Origin of the sequence: Streptomyces chlorus, from assembly GCF_042655885.1 — a bacterium.
Classification (GTDB): domain Bacteria; phylum Actinomycetota; class Actinomycetes; order Streptomycetales; family Streptomycetaceae; genus Streptomyces; species Streptomyces chlorus.
Map to the genome: position 1 here is coordinate 102,978 of NZ_JBHSOA010000136.1, position 15,537 is coordinate 118,514.

Consider the following 15,537-nt stretch of genomic DNA (forward strand, 5'->3'; position numbering starts at 1 on the left):
CAGCCGGGCGGCGGCCGCCGCCGCAAGGGGGAGGCCGCCGCCGCATCCGTGGCCCGGGCGGGCCGGAGGTCAGTTCACCGTCGCCGGGTCCGAGCCCAGACGGCGGTCCTCGTCGAGGGCGCTGATCGCCGCGAGGTCCTCCGCGTCCAGGCTGAAGCCGAACACGTCGATGTTCTCCTTGATCCGCGACGGCGTCACCGACTTGGGGATGACGACGTTGCCGAGCTGGAGGTGCCAGCGCAGCACGACCTGGGCCGGAGTACGGCCGTGCTTTTGGGCGATGGCCACGATCGCCGGGACCTCCAGCAGGCCCTTGCCCTGGCCGAGCGGCGACCATGCCTCCGTGGCGATGCCCCGCTCCGCGTGGTACTCCCGCGCGGCGGGCTGCTGGAGATGCGGGTGCAGCTCGATCTGGTTGACGGCCGGTACGACCGACGTCTCGTCGAGCAGGCGCTCCAGGTACTCGGGCAGGAAGTTGGACACGCCGATGGCACGGACCCGGCCCTCGGCGTACAGCTTCTCGAACGCCCGGTACGTGTCGACATAGCGGTCGTGGGCCGGTGTCGGCCAGTGGATGAGGTACAGGTCCACGTAGTCCAGGCCGAGCTTGGACAGGGAAGCGTCGAAACCGCGCAGGGTGGCGTCGTACCCCTGGTCGTCGTTCCAGAGCTTGGTGGTGACGAAGAGGTCCTCGCGGGGAACGCCCGAGGCGGCGACGGCCCTGCCGGTGCCCTCCTCGTTGCCGTACACCGCCGCGGTGTCGATGCTGCGGTAGCCCGCCTCCAGCGCCGCCGCGACGGCCGTCTCGGCCTCGGCGTCCGGTACCTGCCAGACGCCGAAACCCAGTTGGGGCATCACGACGCCGTTGTTCAGGGTGATCGGGGGGACCATGCTCACGAGCTCTCGATCCTTCGGTCGGGGTCCGGTGGAACTCCCATGGTCAACGATCACCGCCCGTGATGCATTCCTGACGGCACAATTCCCGTACGGTGAGCGCACTTCCGGGTCGCAAAGCACCGTCGTGTGGCGGTCCTCACGTGCGGCACAGCGTCTCGACCTCTTCCTCGTACGCTTTCTGGTACGCCTTCTCGATCGTCCTGCGCTTCAGCTTCAGCGACGGCGTGAGCAGCCCGTGCTCCTCGGTGAACGGCTGCGCCAGAATCCGGAAGGTCCGGATCGAATCCGCCTGCGAGACCAGGGTGTTGGCCGCTGCCTCCGCCCGCCGTACCTCCGCCCGCCGTACCTCCGCCCGCCGCGCCACTGCCCGCCGCACCTCCGCCTCCAGCGCCGCGTCCCGCACCAGCTCGGCCGGCGACAGACGAGGGGGTGGGGTGTGTCGGGCGGGCGCGGGGCGGGAGTTCCGGGCTCGCATGGTGGGGCTTGTGCGTCGGAGCGGGTCCCGGTCGGCGGGTCCCGGTCAGCGGGCCTGGCGGCCGGTGCGGTGCAGGCGGTCGCCGCCCGACAGGATCGCCGCCGCCAGCGCGTGCGCCGCGCCCTGCGCGGAAGGGCGCCGCCGGCCGTGCGCCACCACGAAGTCCACCTGGCCCGGCTCCGGCAGCTCCGCCCGGTCCGGCATCCGCACCAGCCCCGGCGGGATCATCCCGCGCGCGTGCACCATCACGCCGAGCCCGGCGCGGGCCGCCGCGATCAAGCCGTTGAGACTGCCGCTGGTGCAGACGATCCGCCACTCACGGCCCTGCCGCTCCAGCGCCCGCAGCGCGAGCTCGCGGGTGATGCCCGGCGGTGGGTAGACGATCAGCGGCACCGGACGGCCGGGATCGAGACGCAGCCCCTGCGCACCGATCCACACCAGCTCGTCGTGCCACACCAGCTCGTCGTGCCACACCAGCTCGCCCCGCAGGTCCTTCGGCCGCCGCTTCGCGAGCACCAGGTCCAGCTCGCCCGCGGCCAGCTTCTCGTGCAGCGTGCCCGACAGCTCGACCGTCAGCTCCAGGTCCACCTCCGGGTGCTCGTACCGGAACCGCTCCAGGATCTCCGGCAGCCGGGTCAGGACGAAGTCCTCCGACGCCCCGAACCGCAGCCGGCCGCGCAGCCGGGTGCCGGTGAAGAACTGCGCCGCCTGCTCGTGGACGTCCAGGATCCGCCGCGCGAAGCCCAGCATCGCCTCGCCGTCCTCGGTGAGCTCCACCGAGTGCGTGTCCCGGGTGAACAGCTGCCGCCCGGTGGCGTCCTCCAGCCGCCGCACATGCTGGCTGACCGTCGACTGCCGCAGCCCGAGGCGGCGCGCCGCGTGCGTGAAGGACAGCGTCTGCGCCACGGACAGGAAGGTCCGCAGCTGCGTCGGGTCGTACATCTCGTCCGCCATCCCGGCAGATTAGCGTGGCTATCGCGGTACGTGATGACAGTGAGAGCGGTATACGGGATTCCCGATCACGGAAGGAGGGAGCAGGATGGGGAGGGGTTTCGCGTGCCCGTGCGGGGTGCTCCCGGCGGTGCCCTCGGCCCGGGGCAGCCCCGAGGAGCCCTTGGCGCCCCCCGGCGAAACCCCGGCGAGCCGCAGGGGAATCCCGGCGGAACCCCGGTGGACCCCGAGCGCGCACCGGAGTGCGTTCCCCGAGTGAGTGGAGCAAGTGAAACACCGTGAAACGCCCGCACTGGCCGAGCCGGATGCCGGTCGACCCGTACATCCTGCTCCTGCTCGGGACCGTGGGCCTGGCCGCGCTGCTCCCGGCGCGCGGCACCGGCGCCGACATCGCCTCCGGTGCCTCCACCGCAGCCATCGCCTTCCTCTTCTTCCTCTACGGAGCCCGCCTCTCCACCCGTGAGGCACTGGACGGGCTCCGGCACTGGCGGCTCCACGGCACCGTCCTGGCCTGCACCTTCGTCGTCTTCCCGCTGCTCGGCCTGGCCGCCCGCGGGTTCGTCCCGGCCGGGATTCTGAGCGACCCCCTCTATCAGGGCCTGCTCTTCCTCACCCTCGTCCCGTCCACCATCCAGTCGTCGATCGCCTTCACCTCCCTCGCCCGCGGCAACGTGCCCGCCGCGATCTGCGCCGGCTCCTTCTCCTCACTGGCCGGCATCGTGGCGACCCCGCTGCTGGCGGCGGCGCTGCTCGGCGGGGGCGGGGGCGGCGACGGGAGCCTGGGCGCCGGCGGGTTCTCCGCCGACTCGGTGACGAAGATCGTGCTGCAACTGCTGGTGCCGTTCGTCGCCGGGCAGGTGCTGCGCCGCTGGGTGGGGGAGTTCGTCCTCCGCCACCGGAAGGTGCTCGGGCTCGTCGACCGGGGCTCGATCCTGCTCGTCGTCTACACCGCGTTCAGCCAGGGCATGGTCGAGGGCATCTGGCACCGGGTGAGCCCGGCCCGGCTCGGCGGACTGCTCGCCGTGGAAGCCGTACTTCTCGCCGCGATGCTGCTGCTGACCTGGTACGGGGCCAAGGCGCTGAAGTTCGGCCGGGCGGACCGGATCGTGATCCAGTTCGCCGGTTCGAAGAAGTCCCTGGCCGCCGGACTGCCGATGGCGAGCGTGCTGTTCGGCGCGCAGGCCTCGCTGGCCGTGCTGCCGCTGATGCTGTTCCACCAGATGCAGCTCATGGTGTGCGCGGTGATCGCCAAACGCCGCTCGCGCGACGCCGTCGACCCGCCCGAGGCGGTCACCTCGGCGGTCGCCGAGGAGGTCACCGTCCCGGTCCCAGCCGGACGGTCACGAACCGCGGCCGGTACAGGGACACGTTCCGGCTGAGCGTCACGGCGGCGCCGGCGCCGGACGTCTCGAGCAGGTTCACGTCGTAGCTGAGCACCAGTCGTCCGTCCCCGCTGAGTTCCGGGTGCGCCTGCGGGTTGTACGCGCCGGTCCCGCCGGGCGGCAGCGTGGGGCTGAACTCCTTCGCCGGGCCGCGCCACGGTCCGGTGGGGGAGCAGGACCAGTACGCCGCCACCGTGGTCAGCCCCTTGACGCCCGTGGCCATCGTGAACAGGACGTACGTCCCGCCCTCCCGCACCACCGAGAAGGCGCTGCCCACCCCGGTGCGCTGTCCGTCCCCGAGCACCGGGCGCGGGCGGGTGCGGGTCTGCCACGCCGTGCCCTCCCAGTACTCCCAGGCAGCCGGGTCGGCGAGCCCGCCCTCCGGGACCCGCGCCACGTACGCCTGCGAGGCCTCGCGGGAGACGGCCCGGCCGTCGTCACCGCCGAAGACGTACGTCCAGCCGTCCTCCTCGACCAGGGTCGTGCCGAACAGCACCCGCCGGGACGGATCGGGCACGTCCCGCTGGTCGAGCACCGTCTCCACCGACTCCAGGCGCAGATCGGGCAGGGAGAGCGTGGCGACCTCGGTGGCGGTGGGCACTCCGTAGATCCACGGGGACCGCCCCGCCGTACGCACCCACAGCAGGACGCGGACGACCTGCTCCGTGGAACCGGGGGAGCGGGGCTCCACCCGGGCGCCGACCGGCCAGCGCCACTGGTCCGGGGCAGGGTCGGGGAAGAGCGGGGCGGGGAGCGTGGACTCCAGCCGGCCGTCGCGCATCAGGACAGCCGAGTTGCGCACCATCGGCGCGGTCATGTCCCGCCAGGCGTACGACTCGCCGACCGGGTTGGGCGGGCTGTGCACGCGGCCCAGAAACGTGTCGGAGAACAGCCACAGCAGTCGGCCGTCGGGCAGCCGCACCGAGTGCGTGCCGTCGCCGCCCGTCCAGTCGTCGGTACGGGCCCCGTCGTCGCCGTAGCGGGCGAACTCGGCGGTGAGGGCGTCGTCCTCGGCCCAGGAGGCGACGGTGTGCGGTGTGCAGGCACCGCCGTCCTGCCGCCCGTCGTCGTGGTCCGGGAGGCCGAGGACCAGCACGGTCCCCAGGAGCAGGGCCAGGGCCAGGGCGAGGGCGAGGGCCAGAACCAGGCCGATCCAGGTCCCTGTCCCCCGTCGTGTCCGCGGCTGTGGCTGTGCCGGTTTCGGTGTCTCCGTGCGTGTTCCTGCGCGTGCTGGCGCTGCGTCGTCGGGCACGCTCCGGGACGTTAGTGGCCCCAGTGGCCCGGGTCCATGGTGCCTGCTGCCCTGCCTGCCCTGGCGCATGGCGCGATGGCCGTGGGTTCGAGGCGGGGCCCCCGCGGCGCAGGGGGCGCTCCCCGCCGGCAGGGACCCCGCCGCCGTGCCGCGGGGGACCGGTCAACCCTGGGAAGCCGCCGCCCGCAGGGCTATGCGGTCCTCACCCGCGTACACGTTCATGGAGGTGCCCCGCAGGAACCCGACCAGCGTCAGACCCGTCTCCGCCGCCAGGTCCACGGCCAGCGAGGACGGCGCCGAGACGGCCGCGAGCAGGGGGATGCCCGCCATGACCGCCTTCTGCGCCAGCTCGAAGGAGGCACGGCCGGAGACCATCAGGACGGTCCGGGACAATGGCAGGTTCCCGCCCTGCAGGGCACGGCCGACCAGCTTGTCGACCGCGTTGTGCCGGCCCACGTCCTCCCGGACGTCCAGCAGTTCCCCGGCCTCGTCGAACAGGGCCGCCGCGTGCAGGCCGCCCGTCCGCTCGAAGACCCGCTGGGAGGCGCGCAGCCGGTCGGGCAGGCCCGCCAGCAGCTCCGGGGTGACACGCAGCGGCGGACTGTCGGCGATGGGGTGGCGGGTCGTGGTGCGCACCGCGTCCAGACTCGCCTTGCCGCACAGGCCGCAGGACGAGGTCGTGTACACGTTCCGCTCGAGCGTGATGTCCGGGATCCGCACGCCGGGGGCGGTCTGCACGTCGACCACGTTGTACGTGTTCGACCCGTCCGCGGTCGCGCCCGCGCAGTACACGACGTTCCGTAGATCGGATGCCGTCGCCAGGACTCCTTCGCTCACCAGGAAGCCGACGGCCAGCGCGAAGTCGTCACCCGGGGTGCGCATCGTGATCGCCAGCGGCTTCCCGTTCAGCCGGATCTCCAGGGGCTCCTCGGTGACGAGCGTGTCCGGGCGGCTGGACACCACCCCGTCCCGGATGCGGACCACCTTGCGTCGTTCTGTGACTCGTCCCATGTCCCCAGTCCCTGGTCGGTGCCTGGTGTCAGTCCCGGTTCTGTACGTGCTGATAGCCGAAGCGGCCCTTGATGCACAGGTTGCCGTGGGTCACCGGATTGTCGTGCGGTGAGCTGACCTTCACGATCTCATTGTCCTGCACGTGCAACGTGAGGTTGCAGCCCACTCCGCAGTACGCGCACACCGTCGTGGTCTCCGTCTGCGCCGACTCGTCCCAGGTGCCCGCCGCCCGCATGTCGAACTCCGACTTGAACGACAGGGCGCCCGTCGGGCACACCTCGATGCAGTTCCCGCAGTACACGCACGCCGATTCGGTCAGCGGACCGTCGTGCTCGACCGCGATCCGCGCGTCGAAACCACGGCCCGCGACCGAGATCGCGAAGGAGTTCTGCCACTGGTCGCCGCAGGCGTCCACGCACTTGTAGCAGAGGATGCACTTGCCGTAGTCGCGCACGTACAGGTCGTTGTCGACCCTCGGTTCCTCGTCGACCCGGGCCGCGTCCGGGCCGAAGCGGTCCGGTTTCGCCCCGTACTCCTTGATCCACTCGGCGGCCCGCGGGGTCGTCGACAGGTCGACGGAGGACGCGAGCAGTTCGAGGACCACCTTGCGACTGTGCCGGGCCCGTTCGGTGCCGGTACGTACCTCCATGCCCGGCTCCGCCTTGCGCGAGCAGGCCGGGACCAGGGTGCGAGCGCCCTCGACCTCCACCACGCACACACGGCACGCGTTCTTCGGCGTCAGTGTGTCGCCCTCGCACAGGGTCGGCACGTCCTTCCCGGCCGCCCGGCAGGCGTCCAGGATCGTCGACCCCTCGGGCGCCCGGACCGGCTCGCCGTCCAGGGTGAACTCCAGCAGACGGCGGGGAATCCCCAGCGGTGTCACGGTCATTCGTAGGCCCCCAGGCGGTCGATGGCGGATTCCACGGCGTTCCACGCGGTCTGGCCCAGACCGCAGATCGAGGCGTCCCGCATCGCGCTGCCCACCTCGCGCAGCAGGGCGATGTCACCGGCGGCCCCGGCCCCGGTGCGCTCCACGATCCGGGTGAGCGCCTCCTCCTGGCGCACGGTCCCCACCCGGCACGGCACGCACTGCCCGCACGACTCGTCACGGAAGAACTGGGCGATGCGCAGCAGCAGCCGGGGCAGTGGGACGGTGTCGTCGAAGGCCATGACGACCCCCGAGCCGAGCGTCGTGCCCGCCTCCCGGGTGCCCTCGAAGGTGAGCGGGATGTCCAGTTCGTCGGCGCGCACGAAGCCGCCGGCCGCCCCGCCGAGCAGCACCGCCCGCAGCCCGTCCCGCACGTCGGCCAGCTCCAGCAGCTCGCCCAGCGTCGCGCCGAACGGGACCTCGTAGACGCCGGGCCGCCCGACACTGCCGGAGACGCAGAACAGCTTGGGGCCGGTGGACCGTTCGGTACCGATCGCCGCGTACGCCGGGGCGCCCATCGTCAGGACGGGCAGAACGTTGACGAGTGTCTCGACGTTGTTCTCCACCGTCGGCTTGCCGAACAGGCCCTTCTCCACCGGGAAGGGCGGCTTGGAGCGGGGCTCGCCCCGGTAGCCCTCGATGGAGCTGAACAGCGCGGTCTCCTCGCCGCAGATGTACGCGCCCGCGCCGCGCCGGATCTCGATGTCGAAGGCGAAACCCTGGCCGAGGATGTCGTCGCCGAGCAGCCCGCGCGCCCGCGCCCGGTCGATCGCATACCGCATACGGTGCAGCGCCCGCGGGTACTCGCCGCGCAGATAGAGGTATCCCTTGTGCGCGCCGGTCGCGTACGCGGCGATGGTCATCGCCTCCACCAGCGCGTACGGGTCACCCTCCATGATCACCCGGTCCTTGAAGGTCCCGGGCTCGGACTCGTCGGCGTTGCACACGAGATGGTGCGGCCGGTCCGGCTGGGACGCCGTGGCCTGCCACTTGCGGCCGGTGGGGAAGGCGGCACCGCCCCGCCCGACCAGACCCGAGTCGGTGACCTCCCGGATCACCCCGGCCGGGCCCAGCGCGAAGGCCCGGCGCAGGGCCGCGTAGCCGCCGTGGGCGCGGTAGTCGTCCAGCGATTCCGGGTCGGCCACCCCGACCCGGCGCAGCAGCGTCAGCGTGGTGTCCCCTGCCTGGGGCACGGCCATCGCCGCGGGCGGCTCGTCGGGCGCCGCGTCGGGCGCGGTCGCCGCGAGCACCGCGGCGTCCACCGTCGCCGGCGCCGACACCGCCGTACGCACCGGCTCCCCGGCCCTGATCGTCAGTGCCGCCGGGGCGCGTTCGCACAGGCCCAGACAGGGGCTGCGTTCGACGCTCACCCCGCTGCCGGGCCCGAGGCGTGACTCGATCCCGGCGCACAGCGCGCCGGCCCCGGCCGCCGCGCACGCGAGGTCCGTGCACACGTGCAGCACGGTCGCCGGGCGCGGTTTGACGGAGAACATCGCGTAGAACGTGGCCACCCCGTACGCCTCCGACGGCGGCACCGTCAGCCGTCGGCACAGATAGTCCAGGGCGCCCTCGCTGATCCAGCCCACCCGGTCGTTGACCGCGTGCAGCCCCGGCAGCAGCTGGTCGCGGCGGTCCCGGGCCTCCCGCCCGCCACGGGCCCACCTCAGATCGGCGGCCCTCATCTCGTCGCGGTCGGCGCCCTCCCACGAGGACTCGGGAGGACCGAGCAGCGCGTCGACCGCCGCCCGCTCCTCGTCCGTCGGTTTGCTGTCACCGAAGCGCAGGTCCACTTACGTCACCTCACTGTGGGGTCGCACGGGTCGCACGGGTCGCACGGGTCGTACGGCTCGGAGCCGGGAGCTTCTCGATCCGGATCGCCGAGGCCTTGAACTCCGCCGTCCCGGCGATGGGACAGTTGGCCTCGATGGTCAGCACATTGGTGTCCACCTCGTCGGGGAAGTGGAAGCTCATGAAGGCGAGCCCCGGCCGCAGCGCGGTGTCCACCCACACCGGCGCCAGCACCGACCCGCGCCGGGACGTCACCCGCACCTCCTCGCCGACCACCACCCCGTACCGCTCGGCGTCCTCCGGACACAGCTCGACGGCCTCGCCACGCCGCAGGGGCGAGGAGTAACCGCCGCTCTGCACACCGGTGTTGTACGAGTCGAGCCGACGCCCGGTGGTGAGCCGGATCGGGTACTCCTCATCGGTGAGGTCGACCGGCGGGTCGTGCTGCACGATCCCGAACGGCGCGGACCTGCCCCGCCGCTGCGGATCCGGGTCCCACAACCTGCCGTGCAGATACGGTGGCTCGAGCGCATCGGTGCTCGGGCACGGCCACTGGATGCCCTGGTGCTCCGCCAGCCGCCCGTAGGTCATGCCGTGGTGGTCGGGGGAGACGGACCTGAGCTCGTCCCAGACGGCCTCGGCGTCGGCGTACTTCCAGTCGTGGCCGAGGCGGGTGGCGAGATCGCAGATGATGTCGATGTCCTCGCGTGCCTCACCGGGCGGCACCACCGCCCTGCGGACGCGCTGCACCCTGCGCTCGCTGTTGGTGGTGGTGCCGTCGGTCTCCGCCCACCCTGCGGTGGCCGGCAGGACGACGTCCGCGAGTTCGGCGGTCTTCGTCAGGAAGATGTCCTGCACCACCAGGAAGTCCAGCCCGCTCAGCCGCCGGACCGCCTGATCGGCGTCCGCCTCGGACTGCGCCGGGTTCTCACCGATGCAGTAGACGGCCCGCAGCGAACCGTCGTCCATGGCCTCGAACATCTCCGTCAGGGTCATCCCGTAGCGCGGCGGGAGGACGGTGTTCCAGGCGGACTCGAACTTCAGCCGGATCCCGGGGTCGAGGATGTCCTGGAAGCCGGGCAGCCGGTTGGGGATCGCCCCCATGTCACCGCCGCCCTGCACGTTGTTCTGGCCGCGCAGCGGCTGCAGGCCGGCGCCGTAGCGGCCGACCTGGCCGGTGAGCAAGGACAGGTTGACCAGGGCGCGGACGTTGTCGGTGCCGTTGTGGTGCTCGGTGATACCGAGGGTCCAGCACAGCTGGGCGCGCTCGGCCCGGGCATAGGCGTGCGCCAACTCCCGTATGGCGGCTGCCGGGACGCCCGTCACCTTCTCGGCGAGGGACAGCGTCCACGGTTCGACGAGTTCTCGGTACTCCTCGAAACCGGTGGTTGCCCGCCGGACGAACGCCTCATTGACCAGACCGGCGTGGATGATCTCGCGGCCGATCGCGTGCGCCATCGGGATGTCCGTGCCGACGTTCAGCCCGAGCCAGCTCTCCGCCCACTCGGCGGTCGACGTCCGCCGCGGGTCGACCGCGTACATGCGGGCGCCGTTGTGGATGCCTTTCAGCGCGTGCTGGAAGAAAATCGGGTGTGCGAAGCGGGCGTTGGAACCCCACATCACGATGACGTCGGTGTGCTCGATCTCCTCGTACGACGACGTCCCTCCACCGGAGCCGAAGGCGGCCGACAATCCGGCCACGGACGGGGCGTGACAGGTGCGGTTGCAGGAGTCGACGTTGTGGGTGCCCATGACGACCCGGGCGAACTTCTGCGCCACGTAGTTCATCTCATTGGTCGCGCGGGCACAGGAGAACATTCCGAACGCGCCGCGCGCGGCGCCGATTCCCCGGGCGGCCCGCTCCAGGGCCTCGTCCCAGGTGGCCCGCCGGAACGGCTCGTCACGCGAGTCGCGGACCAGGGGATGGGTGAGCCTGGTGTAGGTCTTCGGGCTCCGGTCGCGTTTCCTGGTGCTCTTCATGCGGCGCTCCTCAGCGCGAGCAGGTCCGAGAGGGCGTGCACGGTGCGCAGGGTGGGCACCTCCACGCCGGTGATCTCCGCCAGCTCGACGACGGCGGCGAGCAGTACGTCGAGCTCGAGCGGTTTGCCGCGCTCCAGGTCCTGGAGCGTGGACGTGCGGTGGTCGCCGACGCGCTCGGCACCGGCCAGCCGGCGCTCCACGGACACGCCGACCTCGCAGCCCAGGGCACGGGCGACCGCGAGCGTCTCGTTCATCATGATCTCGATGACCCTGCGGGTGCCGCCGTGCAGACACATCTGCCGCATGGTCGCGCGGGCGAGGGCGCTGATCGGGTTGAAGGAGATGTTGCCGAGCAGCTTGACCCAGATGTCACCGCGCAGTTCGGGCTCCACCGGGCATTTCAGCCCGCCGTCCACCATCGCCCCGCTGAACGCGAGGCAGCGTGCGGAGACACTGCGGTCGGGCTCCCCGATCGAGAACCGGGTGCCCTCCAAGTGCCTCACCACGCCCGGCCCTTCGAGCTCGGTGGCCGCGTAGACGACACAGCCGATCGCTCGCTGTGGCGCGAGCACCGCACCGACCGCGCCGCCGGGGTCCACGCTCTCGAGACGGTGGCCGTCGTGAGGGCCGCCGTGCCGGTGGAAGTACCACCAGGGGATGCCGTTCTGGGCGGCCACGACCGCCGTGGTGTCGTGCAACAAGGGTGCGATCAGCGGCCCGCACGCCGCGTACGCGTTGGCCTTGAGGCCGAGGAAGACGTAGTCGACCGGGCCGACCTCGGCCGGGTCGTCGGTCGCGTGGGGGCGGGCGGTGAAGTCGCCGCGTGGGCTGAGCACCCGCACGCCGTGCTGCCTCATGGCCGCCAGATGCGGTCCACGGGCGACGAGGTGCACATCGGCACCCGCGCGATGGAGCGCGGCGCCGACGTAGGCGCCGATGGCCCCGGCGCCGAGAACTGCCACTTTCACTGGGGAACGCTCCGTTCGGTCGAGGGTGTACCGCGGAGGTGGCTGCCGACGGATCAGATTCCACATCATGTCGACGAAATATTGTCTACAGTATGGAAGGGGGTGCAGCAAGGGTTCGCGCACGGGTCTGCCCCACGGCCTACCGCACGGCCCGCCGTCCGGCCCCACCGCACGGCCCGCGCTGAAGAAACCGGTTGGTCCGACCGTTCGCCGCAGACCGCATACCGTTCACCGCATACGATCGACCCGTGGGTTCTCAGATCCCTCATGATCTCCCTACCGTCCGGGTTTCATGAGTCCTCCCGTCGCACCCCCGGGCTGGAGCCGCTGGCTCGTACCGCCCGCCGCTCTCGCAGTCCACCTCTCCATCGGCCAGGCCTACGCATGGAGTGTGTTCAAGCCGCCGCTCGAGTCCGCCCTCGGCCTCAGCGGCACCCAGAGCGCGCTGCCGTTCCAGCTCGGCATCGTCATGCTCGGCCTGTCCGCCGCCTTCGGCGGCACCCTCGTGGAACGCAAGGGGCCGCGCTGGGCGATGACCGTCGCCCTGATCTGCTTCTCCTCCGGCTTCCTGCTCTCCGCCCTCGGCGCGGCCACCGAGCAGTACTGGCTGATCGTCTTCGGCTACGGCTTCGTGGGCGGCGTCGGCCTGGGCATCGGCTACATCTCGCCCGTTTCGACCCTGATCAAGTGGTTCCCGGACCGGCCCGGCATGGCCACCGGCATCGCGATCATGGGTTTCGGCGGCGGCGCGCTGATCGCCTCGCCGTGGTCGGCGCAGATGCTCGAGTCCTTCGGCGGCGACAACGTTGGCATCGCGCTCGCCTTCCTCGTGCACGGGCTGACGTACGCCGTGTTCATGCTGCTCGGCGTCCTGCTGGTGCGGGTGCCACGCACCGCGCAGCCGGCGGCCGGTGCTCCCGCCGCCGCCCTCACCGGACCGCAGGTCTCGGCCCGCGGCGCCCTGCGCACCCCGCAGTTCTGGCTGCTGTGGCTGGTGCTCTGCATGAACGTCACCGCGGGCATCGGGATCCTCGAGAAGGCCGCCCCGATGATCACCGACTTCTTCGCGGACACCTCCGCGCCGGTGTCGGTGACCGCCGCCGCCGGCTTTGTCGCCCTGCTGTCGGCGGCGAACATGGCGGGCCGCATCGGCTGGTCCTCCACCTCCGACCTGATCGGCCGCAAGAACATCTACCGTCTCTACCTGGGCGTCGGCGCGCTGATGTACGCCCTGATCGCGATGTTCGGCGATTCCTCCAAGCCGCTGTTCGTCCTGTGCGCACTGGTGATCCTCTCCTTCTACGGAGGCGGTTTCGCGACCGTCCCGGCCTATCTGAAGGACCTCTTCGGCACCTATCAGGTCGGCGCCATCCACGGGCGGCTGCTCACCGCGTGGTCCACGGCCGGTGTGCTCGGCCCGCTCATCGTGAACTGGGTCGCCGACCGGCAGGAGGAGGCGGGTCGGCACGGCTCGTCGCTGTACGGACTGTCCTTCATGATCATGATCGGGCTGCTGGTGGTCGGCTTCGTCGCCAACGAACTCGTCCGTCCTGTGCACCCCCGGCACCACGTATCCCGCCCCGACGAGACGAAGGAGGCCGCCGATGAGCGGCGAGAGCAGCACGAGTCCGCCTGACGCGGCCGCGGCGGGCCCCGACCGCCGCGGGCTGATCGTCTTCGCCTGGCTGTGGGTGGGCCTTCCCCTCGCCTACGGCCTGTACGAACTCGTACGGAAGGCGACCCAACTGTTCACCGGATGACGGCCGGCCCCGGGCGCACCCACGGGACGCGCCGAAGGGCGCGTCCCGGCGTCCGCGGCCCTGACCGAAGCCGACAAGCCCGGCCCCCGAATCCTGTCGTATCACCTGTCGGCGTACCCGCGGGTCACTGATCAGACTGGTGAATCCCGCAACCGCAACACAAGGGGGACCCACCCATGATCGGCTCGCGCATCGCCGCCGTCGGCCACTACCAGCCCGCCCGGGTGCTCACCAACGAGGACCTGGCGGGCATGGTCGACACCAGCGACGAGTGGATCACGAGCCGGGTCGGCATCCGCACCCGCCACATCGCGGGCCCCGACGAGCCCGTCGACGAGCTGGCCGCGCACGCCGCGGCCAAGGCGCTGGCGTCGGCCGGCCGCACCCCCGCCGACATCGACCTGGTGCTGGTCGCCACCTCCACCGCGATCGACCGCTCGCCCAACATGGCGGCCCGGGTCGCCGCACGCCTCGGCATCCCCGGCCCCGCCGCGATGGACGTCAACGTGGTGTGCGCCGGATTCACCCACGCGCTCGCCACCGCCGACCACGCGGTCCGGGCCGGCTCCGCGCGCCGCGCGCTGGTGATCGGCGCCGACAAGATGTCCGAGGTCGCCGACTGGACCGACCGCACCACCTGCGTACTCGTCGGCGACGGGGCGGGCGCCGCGGTCGTCGAGGCGACCGAGGCCCCCGAGGAGCCCGGGATCGGGCCCGTGCTGTGGGGCTCGGTGCCCGAGATGGGCCACGCGGTGCGGATCGAGGGAACGCCGCCGCGGTTCGCGCAGGAGGGGCAGAGCGTGTACCGCTGGGCGACCACGCGGCTGCCGTCCATCGCCCGTCAGGCCTGCGAGAAGGCGGGGTTCGCGCCGGAGGACCTCGCCGCGGTCGTGCTGCACCAGGCCAACCTGCGGATCATCGAACCCCTCGCGCTCAAGATCGGTGCGGTCAACGCGGTCGTCGCCCGGGACGTCATCGAGTCGGGCAACACCTCGGCCGCGAGCATCCCGCTCGCCTTCGCCAAGCTCGTCGAGCGGGGCGAGGTGTCGTCCGGCGACCCGGTCCTGCTGTTCGGCTTCGGCGGAAACCTCTCGTACGCGGGGCAGGTCGTCCGCTGCCCCTGACACTTCTTCGTACGAAGTCCTTCGTACGGGTGTGACGCGGTCGACTCTCCCTCCCCCTGGCATCTGTGCGCCGTAGACTGTAGACGAAAGCCAATCATTACTGACGGTGCCGTACGACCGGCCGTGCGGCCGGGCGGGGGCTGCCGAGGAGGGGGACCGCGATGCTGTCGACCGGACTGCCCCAGGGGGCGGTACCCAAGCTCGAACGACCGGGCCCGCTGCGCGACCGTGTCTACGAGGCACTGCTCGAACTCATCACCACACGCGCCCTGAGGCCCGGCCAGCATCTGGTCGAGAGCGAACTCGCCGGCCATCTCGGCGTCTCCCGGCAGCCCGTGCGCGAGGCGCTCCAGCGGCTGAACACCGAGGGGTGGGTCGATCTGCGCCCCGCCCAGGGCGCGTTCGTGCACGAGCCGACGGAGGCGGAGGCCGACCAGCTCCTCACCGTCCGCACGCTGCTGGAGGCCGAGGCCGCCCGGCTCGCCGCGCTCAACGCCGACAGCGCGGGCATCGAGGCCCTGGACGAGATCGTGGCACTGGGTCTGCAGGCCGTCGCCTCCGACGACGTGGACGAGGCCGTCGCCCTCAATGCCCGCTTCCACGCCAAGATCATGGAGCTGGCCGGCAACGCCGTCCTCGCCGAACTCGCCGCCCAGGTCGGCCGCCGTGTGCGCTGGTACCACACTCCCGTCGCCCGCCGGCGTGGCGGGAAGTCCTGGGCCGAGCACCGCGACCTCATCACCGCGATCGTGAACCGCGACGAGCGGCTGGCCGAGCGGCTCATGCGCGAACACACCGAGCACACCCGGCGCTCGTACCTCGAACAGGCGAAGTCCTGACGGCAGGTACCCGGAAAAGTGGCTCCGCGCCGGCCTCTTTGTCCTGTGAGTGGAAAAAGTAGGGGGCAATTCCTGCGCGACTTCTTCCCACCTCCGGCAGCCGCTGCTACGTTCCCTTCGAAAGCACGCCACACACGTGGCCGGAATCCGGCGCGCAGAGGCCGATCGAGGCGGGGAGGGGT

At 71.7% G+C, this 15,537-nt stretch carries 13 protein-coding genes and 1 pseudogene; 5 read left to right on the top strand and 9 right to left on the bottom strand.

Features of this window, described 5'->3' with window-relative positions:
* Positions 1 to 69 precede the first annotated feature (69 nt).
* The 3 genes and pseudogenes from ACFPZI_RS34990 to ACFPZI_RS35000 form a co-directional block, all read right to left on the bottom strand.
* Positions 70 to 891 carry an aldo/keto reductase gene (locus ACFPZI_RS34990; protein ID WP_381371236.1) on the bottom strand — a complete coding sequence of 274 codons (822 nt, stop codon included), beginning with the start codon at positions 889 to 891 and terminating at the stop codon, positions 70 to 72.
* A gap of 142 nt (positions 892 to 1,033) precedes the next feature.
* Positions 1,034 to 1,324, bottom strand: a pseudogene (locus ACFPZI_RS34995) (hypothetical protein); the annotation flags it as partial.
* Positions 1,325 to 1,417: 93 nt separating this feature from the next.
* Positions 1,418 to 2,314 carry a LysR family transcriptional regulator gene (locus tag ACFPZI_RS35000; protein WP_381371237.1) on the bottom strand — a complete coding sequence of 299 codons (897 nt, stop codon included), beginning with the start codon at positions 2,312 to 2,314 and terminating at the stop codon, positions 1,418 to 1,420.
* 314 nt (positions 2,315 to 2,628) lie between these two features.
* Between ACFPZI_RS35000 and ACFPZI_RS35005 the strand changes: the two genes are divergently transcribed.
* On the top strand, positions 2,629 to 3,702 hold the full coding sequence (locus ACFPZI_RS35005; RefSeq protein ID WP_381371238.1) for a bile acid:sodium symporter family protein: 1,074 nt from the start codon (positions 2,629 to 2,631) through the stop codon (positions 3,700 to 3,702).
* Here ACFPZI_RS35005 and ACFPZI_RS35010 read toward each other — a convergent pair.
* The 6 genes from ACFPZI_RS35010 to ACFPZI_RS35035 all read right to left on the bottom strand — a co-directional run bounded on the left by ACFPZI_RS35010 (position 3,638) and on the right by ACFPZI_RS35035 (position 11,632).
* Positions 3,638 to 4,957, bottom strand: a complete 1,320-nt coding sequence (locus ACFPZI_RS35010) for a DUF4185 domain-containing protein (protein ID WP_381371188.1) — start codon at positions 4,955 to 4,957, stop codon at positions 3,638 to 3,640. The two genes, ACFPZI_RS35005 and ACFPZI_RS35010, sit on opposite strands and share 65 nt — an antisense overlap.
* 162 nt (positions 4,958 to 5,119) lie before the next feature.
* Positions 5,120 to 5,968: a formate dehydrogenase accessory sulfurtransferase FdhD gene (gene fdhD / locus ACFPZI_RS35015; protein ID WP_381371189.1), complete on the bottom strand. Its 849-nt coding sequence runs from the start codon at positions 5,966 to 5,968 to the stop codon at positions 5,120 to 5,122.
* A gap of 28 nt (positions 5,969 to 5,996) precedes the next feature.
* Positions 5,997 to 6,857, bottom strand: coding sequence for a 2Fe-2S iron-sulfur cluster-binding protein (locus ACFPZI_RS35020; RefSeq protein WP_381371190.1), 861 nt, complete (start codon positions 6,855 to 6,857; stop codon positions 5,997 to 5,999).
* Positions 6,854 to 8,686 carry an NAD(P)H-dependent oxidoreductase subunit E gene (locus ACFPZI_RS35025; protein ID WP_381371191.1) on the bottom strand — a complete coding sequence of 611 codons (1,833 nt, stop codon included), beginning with the start codon at positions 8,684 to 8,686 and terminating at the stop codon, positions 6,854 to 6,856. The genes ACFPZI_RS35020 and ACFPZI_RS35025 overlap by 4 nt, the downstream gene beginning before the upstream one ends.
* Before the next feature lie 10 nt (positions 8,687 to 8,696).
* Positions 8,697 to 10,664: a molybdopterin oxidoreductase family protein gene (locus tag ACFPZI_RS35030; protein WP_381371192.1), complete on the bottom strand. Its 1,968-nt coding sequence runs from the start codon at positions 10,662 to 10,664 to the stop codon at positions 8,697 to 8,699.
* On the bottom strand, positions 10,661 to 11,632 hold the full coding sequence (locus ACFPZI_RS35035; RefSeq protein WP_381371193.1) for a 2-dehydropantoate 2-reductase: 972 nt from the start codon (positions 11,630 to 11,632) through the stop codon (positions 10,661 to 10,663). Before ACFPZI_RS35035 ends, ACFPZI_RS35030 begins: the two co-directional genes overlap by 4 nt.
* Positions 11,633 to 11,924: 292 nt before the next feature.
* On the opposite strand from ACFPZI_RS35035, the gene ACFPZI_RS35040 reads away from it, so the two are divergent.
* The 4 genes from ACFPZI_RS35040 to ACFPZI_RS35055 all read left to right on the top strand — a co-directional run bounded on the left by ACFPZI_RS35040 (position 11,925) and on the right by ACFPZI_RS35055 (position 15,355).
* Positions 11,925 to 13,268 (top strand): OFA family MFS transporter, encoded by a 1,344-nt coding sequence (locus ACFPZI_RS35040; RefSeq protein WP_381371194.1) that lies wholly within the window; start codon positions 11,925 to 11,927, stop codon positions 13,266 to 13,268.
* Positions 13,237 to 13,392, top strand: coding sequence for an MFS transporter small subunit (locus ACFPZI_RS35045; RefSeq protein ID WP_381213933.1), 156 nt, complete (start codon positions 13,237 to 13,239; stop codon positions 13,390 to 13,392). The genes ACFPZI_RS35040 and ACFPZI_RS35045 overlap by 32 nt, the downstream gene beginning before the upstream one ends.
* Before the next feature lie 176 nt (positions 13,393 to 13,568).
* On the top strand, positions 13,569 to 14,516 hold the full coding sequence (locus ACFPZI_RS35050; protein ID WP_381371195.1) for a beta-ketoacyl-ACP synthase III: 948 nt from the start codon (positions 13,569 to 13,571) through the stop codon (positions 14,514 to 14,516).
* Between the two features lie 161 nt (positions 14,517 to 14,677).
* Entirely contained in the window at positions 14,678 to 15,355 is a 678-nt protein-coding gene (locus ACFPZI_RS35055; protein ID WP_381213939.1) for a GntR family transcriptional regulator, read from the top strand.
* The last annotated feature ends 182 nt before the right edge of the window (positions 15,356 to 15,537 follow it).

Bases quoted from the DNA above. Each gene is read 5' to 3' on its own strand.
- ACFPZI_RS35050 (WP_381371195.1), top strand. From the start codon at position 13,569: ATGATCGGCTCGCGCATCGCCGCCGTCGGCCACTACCAGCCCGCCCGG.
- ACFPZI_RS35000 (WP_381371237.1), bottom strand. From the start codon at position 2,314: ATGTACGACCCGACGCAGCTGCGGACCTTCCTGTCCGTGGCGCAGACG.
- ACFPZI_RS35040 (WP_381371194.1), top strand. From the start codon at position 11,925: ATGAGTCCTCCCGTCGCACCCCCGGGCTGGAGCCGCTGGCTCGTACCG.
- ACFPZI_RS35045 (WP_381213933.1), top strand. From the start codon at position 13,237: ATGAGCGGCGAGAGCAGCACGAGTCCGCCTGACGCGGCCGCGGCGGGC.
- ACFPZI_RS35005 (WP_381371238.1), top strand. From the start codon at position 2,629: ATGCCGGTCGACCCGTACATCCTGCTCCTGCTCGGGACCGTGGGCCTG.
- fdhD (WP_381371189.1), bottom strand. From the start codon at position 5,968: ATGGGACGAGTCACAGAACGACGCAAGGTGGTCCGCATCCGGGACGGG.
- ACFPZI_RS34990 (WP_381371236.1), bottom strand. From the start codon at position 891: ATGGTCCCCCCGATCACCCTGAACAACGGCGTCGTGATGCCCCAACTG.
- ACFPZI_RS35030 (WP_381371192.1), bottom strand. From the start codon at position 10,664: ATGAAGAGCACCAGGAAACGCGACCGGAGCCCGAAGACCTACACCAGG.
- ACFPZI_RS35020 (WP_381371190.1), bottom strand. From the start codon at position 6,857: ATGACCGTGACACCGCTGGGGATTCCCCGCCGTCTGCTGGAGTTCACC.
- ACFPZI_RS35055 (WP_381213939.1), top strand. From the start codon at position 14,678: ATGCTGTCGACCGGACTGCCCCAGGGGGCGGTACCCAAGCTCGAACGA.